The sequence below is a fragment of the Mycobacterium sp. H4Y genome, from assembly GCF_000364405.1.
GTDB lineage: Bacteria > Actinomycetota > Actinomycetes > Mycobacteriales > Mycobacteriaceae > Mycobacterium > Mycobacterium intracellulare.
On record NZ_AKIG01000002.1, the window covers coordinates 1438012 to 1452977 of the forward strand.

Consider the following 14966-nt stretch of genomic DNA (forward strand, 5'->3'; position numbering starts at 1 on the left):
GAGGATTCTGCGATGCGGCTCTCGACTCGAAACCAGCTCCGGGGAAAGATCACCGAGGTCGAACTCGGCACCGTGATGGCCGTGGTGAAGGTGACGCTCGACGGCGGCGATCAGGTCGTCACGTCGTCGGTCACCAGGGACGCCGCGACCGACCTCGGGCTCAAGGTGGGCCAGCCGGCGACCGTGTTCATCAAATCGACCGAAGTCACCATCGGCGTCGACTAGGTGCGCCGAAAAGCCCGCACCCGGTTTACTTTTCGGCGAGGAAGGCCCGGACCCGATCCAGCACGAGATCGGGTCGCTGGTCGACGATCCAATGGCCGACCCCATCGACCAGTTCGACCTCGAAATCCTTGATGTGGTCGGCATATCCCTCGGTCAGGTCGGCCGTGATCACCGGGTCTTCGGTGCCCGTCAGCCAGCGAACGGGGACGTCGACGCGGGCCCCGTCGTACTCGCCGCGCATCCAGCTCAGCATCTCCCCGGTCTGAAACGACCGGTACCACCGCGACCCCGCCTCGGCGTGGCCGGGCTGCCGCATGCATTCGAGGTACAGCCGCACGTCCTCCTCGGGCAGCGTGTAGCCGCCGCCGACCCATGACCCCAGCAGGCGGAGGAACCGCGGGTTCGACGCGCTGATCACCCGGGGGCCGATGACGGGCAACGAGATTGGGATCTGATACCAGAACCGCCAGACGTTGCGCAGCATCGACGGGGAGCGCTTGACGAACGGCGCCGAGGTGTTCACCCCGAAAAAGCCGGTCACCTTGTCCGGATGGCGCAGCATCATGATGAACGCGGCCGGTCCGCCCCAATCGTGGGCCACCAGCTTGACCGACGCGACGCCCAACCGATCCAGCACCCCGGCCAGGTCGTCGGCCATCTCGTCCTTGCGGTAGCTGGTGCGCGGCGCCGAGCTCCAGCCCGAGCCGCGCAGGTCCGGGCACAACACCCGGTACCCGTCGGCGGCCAGCGGGCCGATCAGCTCGCGCCATTCCCACCAGTTCTGCGGGAAGCCGTGCACCAGCATCACCGCCGGCCCGCTCGCCGGGCCCGCGTCGGCGACGTGGATCGTCACGCCGTTTCCGAGCTCGACGTAGCGGTGTTCGACGCCGTCCAGCGTGGGCATGGTGACCATGTGTTGAGAACGTAGCGGCTCGGAAAGGGTTAGGCCAGAAACCGCTCCACATAGGGCGCGAAGCGCCGGCGCAGGCTGTGCTCGTTCAGGCCGAACATCTCATACGACGTTTTGACGTTGCCCAGGCGTCCGCGGCGGTGACCCGCCAGGTAGCCGGCGACGGCCTGGCGCGCCTCATCGGTGTAGGGCTCGCCGGCGAGGGCGTAGACGCGCTCGGCCACGCCGGCTTCGTCGGCCATGAAGTCGTCGAACCGGATGTCGACCGAGCGGTCCGGGCCGATGGTGTCGCGGTCGCGCACCAGCGCGCTGAGCATCTGATCGAGGCGGTCGATCCAGGAGTTGGCGATCTGCTCGACCGGCACCGGCGAGCGGTGCATGCGCGCGGAGTAGGTGATCATCGTGATCATCGACAGCGCCACCGGCACCGGGTCGCGGTGGGTGAACACGACGATGCTGTCGGGGAACACCCGATCCAGCACCGGCACCTGTTCGAGGTGCTGCGGCGACTTGAGCAGCCAGCGCCGGCCCCCGCGCAGGAACTGCATCGCCCGCAGCTGGGTGGCCAGGTATTCGTAGTGCGGCGTCTGGTCATGGGACTGGTAGTAGTCACGCCAGCGGGGCACGTGGGCGAGCGTCTCCAGCAGCATCGTGGACACGTCGTTGGCCAGCAGCTGGATCTCCTCGTGGACGTGGTCGGTGGTCATTTCGTGCATGAGCGCGAAATGCGGCATCACCGTGTTGATCACCCCGACCGCGACGTCCATCCGGGCCCGCCGCGGATCCGGCTGCACGCCAACCTCGTTCGGCATCGGGAAGGGCTCGTTGCTTTCCCAGTACGGCATGGTGCGGAAGGTGGGTGGCGCCGCCAGCAGGTTGTGCAGGTGCGTGGTGCCGGTGCGGGGCAGCCCGGCGATCACCACGGGCGAGGTCAGTTCGATGTCGTTGATCTCGGGATGGCGCCGCAACAGGTCGGCCAGCAGTAGCCGGTTCTTCAGGATCTGCAGCAGCTGCCCGTAGAAGTTGACCGCCCCGGCGCCGTGCAGCCCGTCGATCTCGCGCAGCGCGGCGAGGAAGACGTCGAGCCGTTCGCGGTAGTCGTCGGGCCCGAAATCGTGCAGGCCGGTGTCCGCACTGGCCTGGGCGTGCAGCGCGTCGGCGTCCAACGGGCACTGCGGGGCCATAGCGCTCATCATGTCGAGGATCTGCTGACCCTCGACGCTGAATCGGGGCGTGGCCAGGTCATCGAGGGAAACGGAGCGAACGGCATCGGTCACGGCGACTTATGTTACTCTCAGTTTCGTAATGGATGGTGATTTTGGCCGGCCCCGTGATCCGCGTATCGACGCCGCGGTGTTGCGCGCGACGGTTGAACTGCTCGCCGAGTCCGGTTATCCGGGGCTGTTGGTGTCGGCCATCGCCGAGCGGGCCGGCACCAGCAAGCCCGCGATCTACCGCCGCTGGCCCAGCAAGGCGCATCTGGTGCATGAGGCGGTGTTCCCCATCGGCGCCGGCACCGCCATCCCGGATACCGGCTCGACGGCCGACGGCCTGCGCGAGATGGTGCGCCGCACAATGGTTTTCCTCACCACGCCGTCCGCCCGGGCGGCCCTGCCGGGCCTGATCGGCGAGATGGCCGCGGATCCGAGCCTGCACTCGGCTCTGCTGGAGCGCTTCGCCGGCGTCATCGGTGGCGGGCTGGGCGACTGGCTCGCGGCGGCGGCGGCGCGCGGCGACGTGCGCCCGGAGGTCACCGCCGCGGAACTGGCCGAAACCATCGCCGGCATCACGCTGGTCGCCCTGCTCACCCGCCCCACCGAGCTCGATGACGCGTGGGTCGATCGCACGACACGGTTGCTCCTGAAAGGAATCAGCGCATGACGCACGAATCGACGGTCGCGTGGCAGGATCTGTTGAAAACCCTTGGCGGCCTTGATCGCTCGTTTTTGGAGGGTGACCGCGCGGTCACCGATGACCGGCACATCGCCGACGGCTACCGCATGCTCGCCACCACGCTGGGCGTGGCGTTGGACACCTACCTGTTCCCCGAACCCGATCGGCCGCAATTCGTCGCGGTCAACACGCCGTTCCGCCGCGACCGCCGCTGGGGCGGGGACAACACCGACGCCTACTACCACATCTGCCCGGTCGACCCGGCGCGCCGCTATCGCATCAGCGGGAACAAGGGTGACAGCGTGTACTTTTCGGTCACCGCCTACAACGAGCCGACGCTCGGGGCGTGGTCGGACCGGGTGGTCGCGATCTTCCGCGACACCGACCTCGACGTCGACGTCGACGGCAACTTCTCCTTCGAATTCCCGCCGACGGCCGACGCGGCCGTGTTGATGACCCGCGACTATCAGGCCGACCCCCTGACCGGGCGCCCGGTTGTCTGGCGGATCGAGGCGCTCGACGAGCCGGCGCCGATCCGCCACGGTGACGCCGAGACGGCGGCGCGCCTGCGCGCGGTCACGACGTGGCTGCAAACCATGTTCGCCATCGTGCCGCTGGCCGTCGGCAACCGGGTCGAAGACGCGCACGCCCTCGGGCACGAAACCGCCCACGCCGCAAACGCGTTCGCCGAGCCCTACCAGGTGCCGGACGCCAACTTCGGCTGGTCGGCGCGCGACGCCTGCTACTCGTACGGCAGTTTCGTGCTCGACGAGGACGAGGCGCTGGTGATCACCCATCGCCCGCCGGCGTGCAGGTTCTGGAACATGGTGGTGTGGAACCAGTTCATGGCCACCTACGGCGCGGCGGAGGGCCCCGACGCGCGCTGCTCGATCAACGGCCACAGCGCCGTCGCCAACAGTGACGGCTCGGTGACGATCGTGCTGTCCGGGGCGAAGACGGCACACCCGAATTCCCTGACCACGCTGGGCTATCCGCGCGGCAACCTGGCCTTCCGGTGGTTCCTCGCCGACGGCGTGCCGCAGCGGCCGGAGGTGAAGCTCGTCAAGGCGGCCGACGCGCCGACGACGACCAGCTGAACCGCCGAGCGTGTAACGAGGGCGGAAAACGCGCGAAAAACCCGCCACCAGTGCACGTTCGGCGGCCCTCAAGAATTCGAAGCCGCGCGGACCAGTTCGATGGCCCGGCCCAGCGTCTCGAGCTTGGCGTCCAGCGTGTCGCCCGCGGGATAGAGCCGCACGGTGTTCACGCCGGCGTCGCGCCACACCGCGAGGCGCGCGGACACCATCTCCTCGGTCCCGATCAGCGTGGTCGCCAGCACCATCTCGTCGGTCACCAGCGTGGCCGCGTCGTCGCGGTCGCCGCGCTGCCAGCGCTCGCGCACCTCGGCGGCGACCTCGGCCCAGCCCTGCCGGCCGTAGGCCCGGTTGTAGAAGTTCGTGCTCGACGATCCCATGCCGCCGAGGCTGAACGCGAGCTCCTTCTTGCGGCCCGCGACCATGCCCCGCAACTCGTCATCGTCGGCGGCGAAGGCGACCTCGGCTCCCTGGCAGATGTCGATGTCGGCCCGGGCGCGGCCGGCGGCCGCCAGGCCGTCGTCAAGGTGGCGGAAATAGGCGTCCTCGGCGCCTTCCGGGACAAAGCTGGTGCCCAACCACCCGTCGGCGACCCGCCCGGTCAACCGCAGCATCGCCGGTGACAGCGTGGCCAAGTAGATCGGGATCGGGTGCTGCGGCCGCGTCGACAACCGCATCGGCACCGCCTCGCCGCCGGGGCGGGGAAGCTCGAATTCCTTACCGGTGTAAGAGATCTTTCCGCCCGCGAACGCCTGCCGGATGATGTCGATGGTTTCGGAGGTGCGCGCCAGCGGCCGGTCGAACGAGACGCCGTGCAGGCCCTCGATCACCTGCGGGCCCGAGGCGCCCAACCCGAGCAGGAACCGCCCGTTCGACAGATTGGCGAGTGTGATCGCGGTCTGGGCGATCAGGACGGGCGAGCGGGTACCGACCTGAAACACGCCGGATCCCAGGAGCATCCGCTCGGTGCGGGCGGCGAGGTAGCCCAGCGCCGACGGCGCGTCCGCGCCCCACGCCTCGGCCACCCAACACACATCGAGGCCCAGCTTTTCCGCCTCGACCGCGAGCGCCACCGCCTGCCCGGCGTCGTCCCCGGTACCGGAGAACTCCACCGTGGTGGCGGTCCGCATCACCGCACTCCGTGCTCGGCCAGCCGTTTGATCGAGGCCAGGGTCTTTCCGATCGCGGCCTCGAACTCCCGCATCCGCACGAACACGATCTTCTGTTCCTTGTCGGGCATCGAGTCGATCGCGGTCGACAACCCCGAACGTCCCGGCCCCATCTGCATCCAGTAGTTCAGGGCCGTGCCGCCGTCGCGGGGCGCCAGCCGGAATCGCCAAATCGAGGCCGGGTTATCGGGACCGCCGACGGCCCAGGCGAATTCGCGTGGCTCGTCGCACGCGACGATCTCAGACGTGGTGCTCCACTGCCCGAACGCCTCGTGCTCGTTGTGTCCGACGAAGCGGGCGCCGACCCGCGGGCCGTCCGATCCCTCGGCCCACTCCACGGCCTGGAGCTCGTTGCTGACCGCAGGCATCAGCTCGATATCGCAGACCAGGCTCCAGACCCGCTGCGGGTCGGCGTCGATCCACGTCGAGGCCTCCACCGTCGGGGTGTCCGCGTAGCGCGCGCCGGTCCATTCCACGGACCTCATTGTCCCCCTCGTCCGGCGCAAGGCAATGCGTGGACGGCACCGAGTTACGCGGCGACCGGCTCGCGGGCGGCGGGCGCGTCGGCGCCGACCTTGGGCCGCCAGCTGTCCGGGAAGGTCAGCCTGACGATCTTGCGGACGACGGTGCCGAACTGCCGCAGCAGCGGACCGCGGTTGTACGGGATGCCGTAGCGCTCGCAGATCCGTTGCACCTCGGGCGCGATCTCCGCGTAGCGGCGGGCCGGCATGTCCGGGAACAGGTGGTGCTCGATCTGGTGGGAGAGGTTGCCGGAGAGCAGGTGAAAGAGCCGGCCGCCGGTGAGGTTCGCCGAGCCGAGGACCTGGCGGAAGTACCACATGCCGCGCGACTCGTCCCGGGTTTCCTCGACGGTGAATTCCTGTGTGCCGTCCGGGAAGTGGCCGCAGAAGATGATCATGTACGACCACACGTTGCGCATCAGGTTGGCCGTGAGGTTGCCGGTGAAGACGAACGGCGCGAACGGGCCGGCGAGCAGCGGGAAGGCGACGTAGTCCTTGAGCGTCTGGCGCCGGGTCTTGCGCCAGATGGCGCGCAGCACCTCGCGCTTGTCCTCGAGGCGGATCTCGCCGGAGCGGATGCGCTCGGTTTCCAGTTCGTGCAGCGCGACACCGTACTGGAACAGCACCATCAGCAGGAAGGCATACAGCGGGTTGCCCAGGAAGTAGGGCTGCCAGCGCTGGTCCTCGCTCATCCGCAGGATCCCGTAGCCGATGTCGCGGTCCATTCCCACGATGTTGGTGTGGGTGTGGTGCATGTAGTTGTGCGAGTGCCGCCATTGATCGGCCGGGCACGCGGTGTCCCACTCGAAGGTGCGGCCGGAGATCGCCGGGTCACGCATCCAGTCGTACTGGCCGTGCATGATGTTGTGGCCGATCTCCATGTTGTCCAGTATTTTGGCGATGCCGAGCATGCCGGTGCCCAGCAGCCACGCGGGCGGCAGGAACAGCAGCACGCGCCCGCCGACCTCCAGCGCACGCTGGGTCTTGATGACGCGGCGAATGTAGTCGGCGTCCTTTTCGCCGAGGTCCGCCATCACGCGCTCTTTTATGGCGTCGAGCTCGCGGCCGAAATCCTCGGCCTGCTCGGGTGTCAGGGTGATCTTGTTGGGTGTCATGGCTTTTCCTCCGGATTCTGCCGCGACTGTGAATCTCGCGACGCGACACGCCGTGCGGCCGTCGCGTATTTCACATTCGCGAGCTTGGTTGCTGTTAAAGGGACACGTCCACGTCACCGACCGGAACGGACACGCAGATCTGCACGTCCTCATCGGGTGCGGTCGAGACCGCGCCGGTGACCAGGTTGCGCACGGTGCCGGCGGTTTTGCGCCGCGTGCAGGTGTGACAGATGCCCATCCGGCACCCGTTTTCCGGGGACAGGCCGGCGGATTCGGCCTGTTCCAGCAGCGGGCGTCCGTCGTCGACGACGTCAACGCCGCTGTCGGAGAACGTGACTCGCCCTCCTGACGGGTTAGCCGGTGTTTCGAAGGCCGGAGGGACGAAGCTTTCGGTGTACACGGTGTCGCAGTGCTCCCGCACGGACTCGACCAAAGCCGTTGGGCCGCAGACGAATACCGCGTCGGGTGAGGGCATCGCGGCGGCCAGGTGTTCCGGGCCGAAGCGTCCGGCCAGGTCGCCGCCGTCGGCGCGGGTGTAACCGTGCAGCACCCGCACCGACGGCAGCGCGGCCAGCTCGTCGCGGTAGCACGCCTCGGCGGGCGTGCGGGCGTAGTGGACGAAGGCGATCTCGCCGCGATGCCCCTGGGCTACCAGGGTGCGCAGCATCGCCATCACCGGGGTGATCCCGCTCCCCCCGGAGACGAACAGGATCCGCCGGGGCCGCGGCCCGGGCAGCGTGAAGTCGCCGCCGGCGCCGGCCAAACCGACCACCATGCCGGGACGGGCGTGTTCGTACAGATGGTTCGAGACCAGCCCTCCCTCGTGGCGGCCGATGGTCAGCTCTAGGGTGGCCGCCCCTTCGGCGTTGGCCGGGGAATAGCAGCGGGTGTGGCGGCGCCCGTCGATCTCGACGGTCAGGTTGACGTACTGGCCGGCCCGGACCGTGTGGGTGGCCAGGAAGGTGTCGTTGGGTGTCAGGGTGAGCGTGACGCTGCGGGGTGTGGTCCGGCGCACGTCGGTCACCTTGGCGCGGGCGTCGCCCAGCGTCCATGTCGGTGCGACGAGCTCGGTGTAGCGGTCGACGCCGTGCGGACCGGTCAGCAGGTCTAGGAGCTCCGAACCCAGCACGCGCTGCCGGAACATCCGAGCGAGGACCCGACCAGAAGCTTGAGCGTTTTGAGTGAACATATGTACACCGTGCGGTCGCAACGGCCAGGTAGTCAAGGGTTTACTGGCCCGATGTGGTAGGGTTCACACAGTGAACAGCCGTACTCCTAGCTCACGGGCGCGCGGCTCCGGACGCGAACGCTCGCGGGAAAGCCAGTCGCGCGAGGAGCGCAAGGAGGCGACGCGGCGTGCCATCATCGCCGCGGCGCTCAAGCTCTTGCAGGACCGCAGCTTTTCCAGCCTGAGCCTGCGCGAGGTGACCCGCGAGGTCGGGATCGTGCCGGCGGCGTTTTACCGCCACTTCGAATCGATGGAGGCGCTCGGCCTGGTCCTGATCGACGAGTCGTTTCGCAGCCTGCGTGACACCTTGCGCGACGCGCGCGCCGGCAAGCTCGACCCGAACCGGGTCATCGAGTCGTCCGTCGAGATCCTGGTCGCCAGCGTGGCCGACCGGCGCGAGCACTGGAGGCTGATCGGTCGCGAGCGCAACAGCGGCCTGTCCGTGCTGCGCTACGCCATTCGCACCGAGATCCGGCTGATCACGTCCGAGCTGGCCACCGACCTGGCGCGTTTCCCCGGTTTGAACAAGTGGACCACCGAGGATCTCAACGTGCTGGCGACCCTGTTCGTCAACGCCATGATCGTCATCGCGGAGGCCATCGAGGATTCGCAGAGCGCGGAGGCGACCGAGGACATCCGCCGGCTCGCGGTCAAGCAGTTGCGGATGATCGCGACCGGCATCGCCGGGTGGCAGAGCACTCCCTGATCGCATCGGCTGCAGTAAACAGGCGAGCACTGACTTACTCGTCGACCACGTCGTAGAGCGAATCGCCGTCTTCCGGGGTGCCGTCGATCTGGCCGCGATGCGCGCGCCGCGGCCCGTCGTCCACGGGCTCGATGTCATCGGGCACATCGGGCTCCTCGGCGGCCAGCCGCTCGTCGAGGGATTCGCCCTCCCGTTCTTCTCTCGCCGTCACACCGAAGCGATTGGCCTCGCTCCAGCCCTCGGGGGGATCGACGACGATGTCGCCGTCGTCGTTGCGCAGTTCGTCGGAGTCGGTTCCTTCGCTCGCGTTCAGGGTGTCGCCCGGTCCGCCCTCCTCGGGAAAGTCGGCGGGATCGACCAGATCGTCGGCTTGGGGGTTCTCGCTCATGCCAAAACGGTTGCCCGCCGGATTGGGTGACTAAACGGCCCGCGGCGCCCGCCACATCGCCCACATCGTCGGGCCGCCGTCGGGCAGCACGATCTCGCGGGTGACGGTGAAGCCGAAACGTTCGTAGTACGGGACGTTTTCGAATTTGGTCGATTCGAGGTAGGCCGGACAGTATTCGGCGTCGCAGCGGTCCAGACGCGACCTCATCAGGGCTTGACCGAATCCCTGGCCACGGACCGCCGGGTCGCTGCCGATGACCGCCAGATACCAGTGCGGTTCCTCGGGGTGCACGCTCTTCATCAATTCCTGGACCGCGCGGCCGCGCATCGAGCGCAGACCGAACACCCGCAGGAACGTGGGCGTCATCGCCAGCTGCGCACCGGGCGTCTCCTGCCACTGGCCGGGCGGATCCCACAGCGCCGCAGCGCCGATGCCCGAATCCTCGGTGGCCACCTCCACGCCGCCGCGGCCCAGGTGATGGTGGCGGGTCATCGTCGCGAACAGCCGGCTCAGGCCCGCGGTGCGCTTGTCCGCCTCGGGCATCAGCCAGACCATCACCGGGTCGTCGTAGAACGCGCGGGCCAGCGTGCGCGACAGCTCGCGGACGTCGGCCTTGAGCGCCGGGCGGACGTGCGGGGTCATCCACGTCACGCTAGTGGGTGTTGAGGTGATGCGGCGCGGGTATGCCGACCCGGGTGACCGGCATGTCGCGGCGAGCGTTCGGGCGGGTGGCCGTCGGCGCGGGCATGCTCGGGTCCGTCGGGCTGTCGGACGGCTGCACGACACCGGGCACCGACCACGCCACGTCCGCCGGTCCGCCACCGCCGTCGGGCAGGGGCGTGGGGTTCGTGCTGTCCCACGAGCAGTTCCGCACCGACCGGCTGGTGGCGCAGGCCCAGGCGGCCGAAGAGGCCGGCTTCCACCACGTGTGGGCCAGCGACCACATTCAGCCCTGGCAGGACAACCAGGGCCATTCGATGTTCCCGTGGCTCACGCTGGCGCTGGTCGGCAGCGCCACCAGCCGGATCTCGTTCGGCACCGGGGTGACCTGCCCGACCTACCGCTACCACCCCGCCACGGTCGCCCACGCCTTCGCCTCGCTGGCAATCCTCAACCCGGGCAGGGTGTTCCTGGGCGTCGGCACCGGTGAACGGCTCAACGAACAGGCCACCACCAACGCCTACGGCGACTACGCGGAGCGCCATGACCGGCTGGTCGAAGCGATCGACCTGATCCGCCGGTTGTGGAGCGGATCGCGAATCTCCTTCTCGGGGAGATACTTTCAGACGAACTCGTTGAAGCTTTACGACGTGCCGGCCACCCCGCCGCCGATCTTCGTGGCGGCCGGCGGCCCGAAGAGCGCGAAACTGGCCGGGCAGCACGGGGACGGCTGGATCACCCAGGCCCACGATGTGACGGACCCAAAACTGTTGGCGGCCTTCGGTTCCGGAGCGCAGGCCGCCGGGCGGGATGTCGCCACGTTGGGTAAACGCGCCGAACTGTTCGCGGTCGTCGGCGGCAATGCCGAGGCGGCCCGCGCCGCTACGCTGTGGCGTTTCACGGCCGGCGCCGTCGACCAGCCCAATCCCGTCGAGATCCAGCGCGCGGCCGAGTCCAACCCCGTCGACAAGGTGTTGGCCGGCTGGACCGTCGGCACCGACGCGGCCCCGCACATCAGCGCCGTGCAGCGGGTGCTCGACGCCGGGGCCGTGCCCTTCCTGCACTTTCCCCAAGACGACCCCATCACCGCCATCGACTTCTACCGCACCGATGTCCTGCCGAAGTTGCGCTGAGCGACCTTCGGCGCGCAGTCGTTTCGAAGCTGTTTCGAAGCCCCGGGCCCGGGTATCCGCACCCAACTTCGAGGGACAGCCCAATGGGAAGGCAAAGCATGGACGCAATCACTTTTCTCCGTCAGGACCACAAGAGCGTGCTCGGTCTGTTGGAGACGCTCGACGGCGCGCCGTCGGGCCCCGGCGAGCAGGCGAGCGGCCTGGAAACCATGGTGAACAACCTCATCATCGCCGAATCCCAGCACGAAGCGATTGAGGAACAATTCTTTTGGCCGGCCGTGCGCGACGCGATCGGCGATGGACTCGTCGACAAGGCGATCGAGCAGGAGCAGGCCGGAAAGAAGCTGCTGCAACGTCTCGAGGACGGTAAACCCGGTGAGCCGGACTACCACGAGGCGCTGCAGGAGTTCGTCAAGGCGGGCCGCGAACACATCGCCTACGAACAGAATGAGGTGTGGCCCCAAGTCGAAACGGTGCTCAGCCGTGAGGAGTTGGAGAAGATCGGCGAAAAGCTGGAAGCGGCAAAGAAGATCGCTCCGACCCGGCCGCACCCCGATACCCCACCCAACCCGGCCGTGCTCAAGACGATGGGGATGGGCGCGGCGATCGTCGACCACGTCCGGGACGCGGTGACCGGCCGCGGGAAGGACAATCCGCCGGATCCGCAGATGCACTGACACGGCAACGACGATGGCCGGGCGTCTTGATCGGACGCCCGGCCATCTCGTCTCCAATTAGCCTGTGGGAACGTGCTGTTCGTGCGTGAACGGTTTCTCGGCGTTGACGGCCGGCGAGCCCTGCGGGTTCTCCTTGGCGCCGGTGTTCTTGCGCGTGGCGCCGCCCAGCCACTGCTGCTCGGGCTTTTCCACGTACTCCCATTCCGTGCCCTCGGGCCAGGGGCCCTGTCCTTGGTTCCACGGACCGCGAACGGACTCGCCGCCCCCGTTGGACATGTTGAACGCCACGTTCTGGAACCGCGGGTCGCCGGGCAGCTGCCCCGGCGGGAAGTTCACCGGAAGCTCGTTGAGCGCTGCCGTGAACTGCTGATAGTGCGCGACCTCGCGCGTCATGAGGAACGTCAGCGTGTCCTGGACGCCGGGGTCGTCGGTGAACTGCTTGAGGTATTCGTAGACGATCTTGGCGCGCGATTCCGCCGCGACGTTGTTGCGCAGATCGACGGTCGGGTCGCCGTTGGCGTCGATGTAGGCGCCGGTCCAGTTGTTTCCGCCGGAGTCCTTGACGTCCGGCCCGCCGCCGCTGAGCACCAGGAACAGCGGGTTGACCGCGACCGAGTGGATGAGGCCGTCCCGGCCGCCGCCGTTCGCCGCCACCGCCGGCATCCAGTCGCATTTCTCGTTGGCGATCTTGAGGTTGTCGTTGAGCCCGTCGAGCAACATGGTGATCATCGACCCGACCATTTCGAGGTGGCTGAGCTCCTCGGTCGCGATATCCATGAACAGGTCATACATTTTCGGGTTCTTCTGCCGCAGCACGAAAGCCTGGGTGAAGTACTGCAGTGCCGCGGTGAGTTCACCGTTGGCGCCGCCGAACTGGTCCATCAGCAGCGACGCGAATCGAGGGTCGGGCCGGTCGACCCGTACCTCGAATTGAAGATCTTTGTTGTGCACAAACACTGGGGCCTCCCTGGGGGATCGAGATGGGGCTGGTCGACGCCGGATACCCGGGGCCTATGACGCCAAACTCGGGGCATCGCGATTTCCCATCGGTCGGCCGTCCGGCCGGGGCCGCTGATCGCCGGGGTTACGCGTCGGGGATCCATCGTGGAGAATGCGCCCCTATGGAGTCTTTGGACCCAGCCTCGAAGCACGAGTTGGCCGTGCGCATTGCCGAGCTCGCCCGCGAGATCGCCACCCCGCGCTCGCTGGACGACGTTTTCGCCGACGTGACCACCGCCGCGGTCGAGCTGATACCTGCCGCGGATATCGCGGGGGTGCTGCTGCTCAAGGCGGGTGGGGAGTTCGAATCGGTCGCCGACACCGACAGCCTGGTCGCGAAGCTCGACAAGCTGCAGCACGACTTCGGTGAGGGCCCCTGTCACGACGCCGCCCTGAAAGAAACGATCGTGCGCAGCGACGACCTGCGCGATGAACCACGCTGGCCCAAGTACGCGCCGGCGGCGGTCGAACACGGGGTGCTGAGCAGCCTGTCGTTCAAGCTCTACACCGCCGAGCGCACCGCCGGCGCCCTGAACCTGTTCAGCTTCCGGCCCAACGTGTGGGATACCGAGGCCGAGACCATCGGAACCGTGTTCGCCGCGCACGCCGCGTCGGCGATCATGGCCGGGCGCCACGGACGGCAGATGCAATCGGCCCTGTCGTCGCGCGACCGCATCGGGCAGGCCAAAGGCATCATCATGGAGCGCTACGGCGTGGACGACGTGCGTGCCTTCGAGTTGCTGCGCCGGCTGTCGCAGGAGAGTCAGACCAAGCTCATCGACATCGCCCAGCGCGTGATCGACACCCGCGGCGAGGATTGATCCGCGGCCGCGCGACACCCGAACGTGGACTTGTTGCGCGAAGAGGCCGCGTTTCGCCGCAACAGGTCGACGTTCGACGCGGCGTTTTCAGGCGTCGACGCGGCGTTTTCAGGCGACGAAGCGGACGACGCTCTCGGCCACGCACGCCGGCTTGGCCGACCCTTCGATCTCGACGGTGGTCGAGATGGTCGCCTGCACGGCGCCGTTGCCCACGTCGTCGACGCTGACCAACGAACTCTGCGCGCGCACCCGCGAGCCGACCGGGACCGGCGCGGGGAAGCGAACCTTGTTGAGGCCGTAGTTGATTGCGAGCTTGATGCCGTTGACGGTGTAGATCTGGTGCTGCAGTCGCGGCAACAGCGCCAGGGTCATGAAACCGTGGGCGATGGTCGTGCCGAACGGCCCGGACGCGGCCCGCTCCGGGTCGACATGGATCCACTGGTGATCGCCGGTCGCGTCGGCGAACAGGTTGACGTCTTCCTGTGTGATGGTGGCCCAGTCACTGTGGCCCAGCTCCTCGCCCGCGGCGGCGGCCAGGTCGGCGACTGATTCGAAGGTGCGCATTGGGTGTTCTCCTTGGTTTCGGCTGCTAACAATAACGGTGGGCCGCACGGTTAACACCGAGCCCTCGCGGGTGGCAGCCGGTGGACGGACGAACCCATCTCGAGCCATCCCGACCAATTCAATGCGGCCCTGCTCGACTTCCTGCGCGGTAGCGCCCGGGCGCCGAACGCCGCGCCGCCCCCGTTTCGCCTGAGCCGTCGGGGGAATTCGGGAGGTGGACGTTGCCGCGCCAGGAAAGGAACCGCCATGCCAGACCGCAAAGGCCACAAAGCCGAGGAAGACGTGGAACCCGACACCCACCAAGCTCGGTCCCGCGCCGCCGCGGGTGAGGACGACGGCTCGTACGTGGGCGCCGCGGGCTCCGATGACTCGTTCGACGCCGGCGAATCGGGCGCCGAGGCCCGCAGCGAGCGCGGCTGACGGTTACCCGAGTGCGCCGATCGCCGCTTGCAGCCTGGTGGTGGCCTGGTCCGCGACCTCCTGCAGCGCCCCGGCTTCGCCGGTCACCTTGACCATGAGCTGGGGATCCATGGCCTCGACCAAGACCGCGTCGCCGGCGGGGTCGGAGCGCACCACCACGTTGCACGGCAACAATTGGCCGATTTGGCGGTAAGCGTTCAGCGCCCGGTGCGCCAGCGCCGGGTTGCAGGCGCCCAGGATGAGATAGTCCTCCATCTCCTCGCCGAGCTTTTGCTTGAGCGTGGCCTTGACGTCGATCGTGGACAGCACGCCGAAACCCTGGTCGGCCAGCGCTCTCGTGGTGCGCTCCACCGCGTCCTCGAACGAGGTGTGCAGCGTGGTGCTCAATCCCGGTGTCATGTGATTCCTCCTCTTTCAGCCGTGGACTACCCAGAATTTCGCCC

19 protein-coding genes are annotated in these 14966 nt (G+C 68.0%); 8 read left to right on the forward strand and 11 right to left on the reverse strand.

The features are described 5' to 3' along the window. The first annotated feature begins 12 nt into the window (after positions 1-12). Positions 13-225, forward strand: coding sequence for a TOBE domain-containing protein (locus W7U_RS20620; RefSeq protein WP_008262084.1), 213 nt, complete (start codon positions 13-15; stop codon positions 223-225). A 25-nt stretch (positions 226-250) separates the two neighbouring features. On the opposite strand, the gene W7U_RS20625 is transcribed toward W7U_RS20620, so the two are convergent. Continuing rightward, on the reverse strand, positions 251-1138 hold the full coding sequence (locus W7U_RS20625; RefSeq protein WP_008262085.1) for an alpha/beta hydrolase: 888 nt from the start codon (positions 1136-1138) through the stop codon (positions 251-253). A 29-nt stretch (positions 1139-1167) separates the two neighbouring features. Beyond that, positions 1168-2412: a sulfotransferase gene (locus W7U_RS20630; protein ID WP_008262086.1), complete on the reverse strand. Its 1245-nt coding sequence runs from the start codon at positions 2410-2412 to the stop codon at positions 1168-1170. 28 nt (positions 2413-2440) lie between these two features. On the opposite strand from W7U_RS20630, the gene W7U_RS20635 reads away from it, so the two are divergent. Next, positions 2441-3016 (forward strand): TetR/AcrR family transcriptional regulator, encoded by a 576-nt coding sequence (locus W7U_RS20635; RefSeq protein WP_008262087.1) that lies wholly within the window; start codon positions 2441-2443, stop codon positions 3014-3016. Continuing rightward, on the forward strand, positions 3013-4125 hold the full coding sequence (locus W7U_RS20640; protein WP_008262089.1) for a DUF1214 domain-containing protein: 1113 nt from the start codon (positions 3013-3015) through the stop codon (positions 4123-4125). The genes W7U_RS20635 and W7U_RS20640 overlap by 4 nt, the downstream gene beginning before the upstream one ends. A gap of 68 nt (positions 4126-4193) precedes the next feature. Here W7U_RS20640 and W7U_RS20645 read toward each other — a convergent pair whose 3' ends face one another. The 4 genes from W7U_RS20645 to W7U_RS20660 all read right to left on the reverse strand — a co-directional run bounded on the left by W7U_RS20645 (position 4194) and on the right by W7U_RS20660 (position 8116). Beyond that, on the reverse strand, positions 4194-5252 hold the full coding sequence (locus W7U_RS20645; protein WP_008262092.1) for an LLM class flavin-dependent oxidoreductase: 1059 nt from the start codon (positions 5250-5252) through the stop codon (positions 4194-4196). After that, entirely contained in the window at positions 5252-5776 is a 525-nt protein-coding gene (locus W7U_RS20650) for an SRPBCC family protein (RefSeq protein ID WP_197095504.1), read from the reverse strand. Before W7U_RS20650 ends, W7U_RS20645 begins: the two co-directional genes overlap by 1 nt. A 44-nt stretch (positions 5777-5820) precedes the next feature. Beyond that, positions 5821-6927: an acyl-CoA desaturase gene (locus W7U_RS20655; RefSeq protein ID WP_008262096.1), complete on the reverse strand. Its 1107-nt coding sequence runs from the start codon at positions 6925-6927 to the stop codon at positions 5821-5823. Positions 6928-7021: 94 nt separating this feature from the next. Further along, entirely contained in the window at positions 7022-8116 is a 1095-nt protein-coding gene (locus W7U_RS20660) for a ferredoxin reductase (protein WP_036429571.1), read from the reverse strand. 70 nt (positions 8117-8186) lie between these two features. On the opposite strand from W7U_RS20660, the gene W7U_RS20665 reads away from it, so the two are divergent. Further along, positions 8187-8861: a TetR family transcriptional regulator gene (locus W7U_RS20665; protein ID WP_008262100.1), complete on the forward strand. Its 675-nt coding sequence runs from the start codon at positions 8187-8189 to the stop codon at positions 8859-8861. A gap of 34 nt (positions 8862-8895) precedes the next feature. Here the strand turns inward: W7U_RS20665 and W7U_RS20670 are convergent, their stop codons facing one another. Both W7U_RS20670 and W7U_RS20675 read right to left on the reverse strand, forming a co-directional pair. After that, complete coding sequence (locus W7U_RS20670; RefSeq protein WP_008262101.1) at positions 8896-9249, reverse strand: hypothetical protein; 354 nt, start codon at positions 9247-9249, stop codon at positions 8896-8898. 30 nt (positions 9250-9279) lie between these two features. After that, the gene (locus W7U_RS20675) at positions 9280-9891 is read right to left on the reverse strand and encodes a GNAT family N-acetyltransferase (RefSeq protein WP_008262103.1); all 612 of its coding nucleotides are present in this window, start codon (positions 9889-9891) and stop codon (positions 9280-9282) included. Positions 9892-9944: 53 nt separating this feature from the next. On the opposite strand from W7U_RS20675, the gene W7U_RS20680 reads away from it, so the two are divergent. Both W7U_RS20680 and W7U_RS20685 read left to right on the forward strand, forming a co-directional pair. After that, entirely contained in the window at positions 9945-11042 is a 1098-nt protein-coding gene (locus tag W7U_RS20680; RefSeq protein ID WP_085976525.1) for a F420-dependent hydroxymycolic acid dehydrogenase, read from the forward strand. 98 nt (positions 11043-11140) lie between these two features. Further along, a complete protein-coding gene (locus tag W7U_RS20685) occupies positions 11141-11719 on the forward strand; it encodes a hemerythrin domain-containing protein (protein ID WP_008262113.1) in 579 nt (192 codons plus the stop codon). A gap of 57 nt (positions 11720-11776) precedes the next feature. Here the strand turns inward: W7U_RS20685 and W7U_RS20690 are convergent, their stop codons facing one another. Beyond that, on the reverse strand, positions 11777-12676 hold the full coding sequence (locus W7U_RS20690; RefSeq protein ID WP_008262116.1) for a manganese catalase family protein: 900 nt from the start codon (positions 12674-12676) through the stop codon (positions 11777-11779). A 164-nt stretch (positions 12677-12840) separates the two neighbouring features. Here W7U_RS20690 and W7U_RS20695 point away from each other — a divergent pair, with 164 nt between their 5' ends. Next, entirely contained in the window at positions 12841-13539 is a 699-nt protein-coding gene (locus W7U_RS20695; RefSeq protein ID WP_008262118.1) for a GAF and ANTAR domain-containing protein, read from the forward strand. Between the two features lie 108 nt (positions 13540-13647). Here the strand turns inward: W7U_RS20695 and W7U_RS20700 are convergent, their stop codons facing one another. Then, on the reverse strand, positions 13648-14103 hold the full coding sequence (locus tag W7U_RS20700) for a MaoC family dehydratase (RefSeq protein ID WP_008262120.1): 456 nt from the start codon (positions 14101-14103) through the stop codon (positions 13648-13650). 246 nt (positions 14104-14349) lie between these two features. On the opposite strand from W7U_RS20700, the gene W7U_RS26550 reads away from it, so the two are divergent. After that, positions 14350-14523 (forward strand): hypothetical protein, encoded by a 174-nt coding sequence (locus tag W7U_RS26550; protein ID WP_008262122.1) that lies wholly within the window; start codon positions 14350-14352, stop codon positions 14521-14523. Between the two features lie 3 nt (positions 14524-14526). Here W7U_RS26550 and W7U_RS20705 read toward each other — a convergent pair whose 3' ends face one another. After that, positions 14527-14922: a DUF302 domain-containing protein gene (locus W7U_RS20705; RefSeq protein WP_008262125.1), complete on the reverse strand. Its 396-nt coding sequence runs from the start codon at positions 14920-14922 to the stop codon at positions 14527-14529. Positions 14923-14966: the final 44 nt, after the last annotated feature.

Excerpts from the sequence above, each read along its gene's own strand:
- W7U_RS20620 (WP_008262084.1), top strand. The coding sequence starts at position 13 with ATGCGGCTCTCGACTCGAAACCAGCTCCGGGGAAAGATCACCGAGGTC.
- W7U_RS20625 (WP_008262085.1), bottom strand. The coding sequence starts at position 1,138 with ATGGTCACCATGCCCACGCTGGACGGCGTCGAACACCGCTACGTCGAG.
- W7U_RS20635 (WP_008262087.1), top strand. The coding sequence starts at position 2,441 with ATGGATGGTGATTTTGGCCGGCCCCGTGATCCGCGTATCGACGCCGCG.
- W7U_RS20640 (WP_008262089.1), top strand. The coding sequence starts at position 3,013 with ATGACGCACGAATCGACGGTCGCGTGGCAGGATCTGTTGAAAACCCTT.
- W7U_RS20645 (WP_008262092.1), bottom strand. The coding sequence starts at position 5,252 with ATGCGGACCGCCACCACGGTGGAGTTCTCCGGTACCGGGGACGACGCC.
- W7U_RS20650 (WP_197095504.1), bottom strand. The coding sequence starts at position 5,776 with ATGAGGTCCGTGGAATGGACCGGCGCGCGCTACGCGGACACCCCGACG.
- W7U_RS20655 (WP_008262096.1), bottom strand. The coding sequence starts at position 6,927 with ATGACACCCAACAAGATCACCCTGACACCCGAGCAGGCCGAGGATTTC.
- W7U_RS20660 (WP_036429571.1), bottom strand. The coding sequence starts at position 8,116 with ATGTTCACTCAAAACGCTCAAGCTTCTGGTCGGGTCCTCGCTCGGATG.
- W7U_RS20670 (WP_008262101.1), bottom strand. The coding sequence starts at position 9,249 with ATGAGCGAGAACCCCCAAGCCGACGATCTGGTCGATCCCGCCGACTTT.
- W7U_RS20675 (WP_008262103.1), bottom strand. The coding sequence starts at position 9,891 with ATGACCCCGCACGTCCGCCCGGCGCTCAAGGCCGACGTCCGCGAGCTG.
- W7U_RS20685 (WP_008262113.1), top strand. The coding sequence starts at position 11,141 with ATGGACGCAATCACTTTTCTCCGTCAGGACCACAAGAGCGTGCTCGGT.
- W7U_RS20695 (WP_008262118.1), top strand. The coding sequence starts at position 12,841 with ATGGAGTCTTTGGACCCAGCCTCGAAGCACGAGTTGGCCGTGCGCATT.
- W7U_RS20700 (WP_008262120.1), bottom strand. The coding sequence starts at position 14,103 with ATGCGCACCTTCGAATCAGTCGCCGACCTGGCCGCCGCCGCGGGCGAG.
- W7U_RS26550 (WP_008262122.1), top strand. The coding sequence starts at position 14,350 with ATGCCAGACCGCAAAGGCCACAAAGCCGAGGAAGACGTGGAACCCGAC.
- W7U_RS20705 (WP_008262125.1), bottom strand. The coding sequence starts at position 14,922 with ATGACACCGGGATTGAGCACCACGCTGCACACCTCGTTCGAGGACGCG.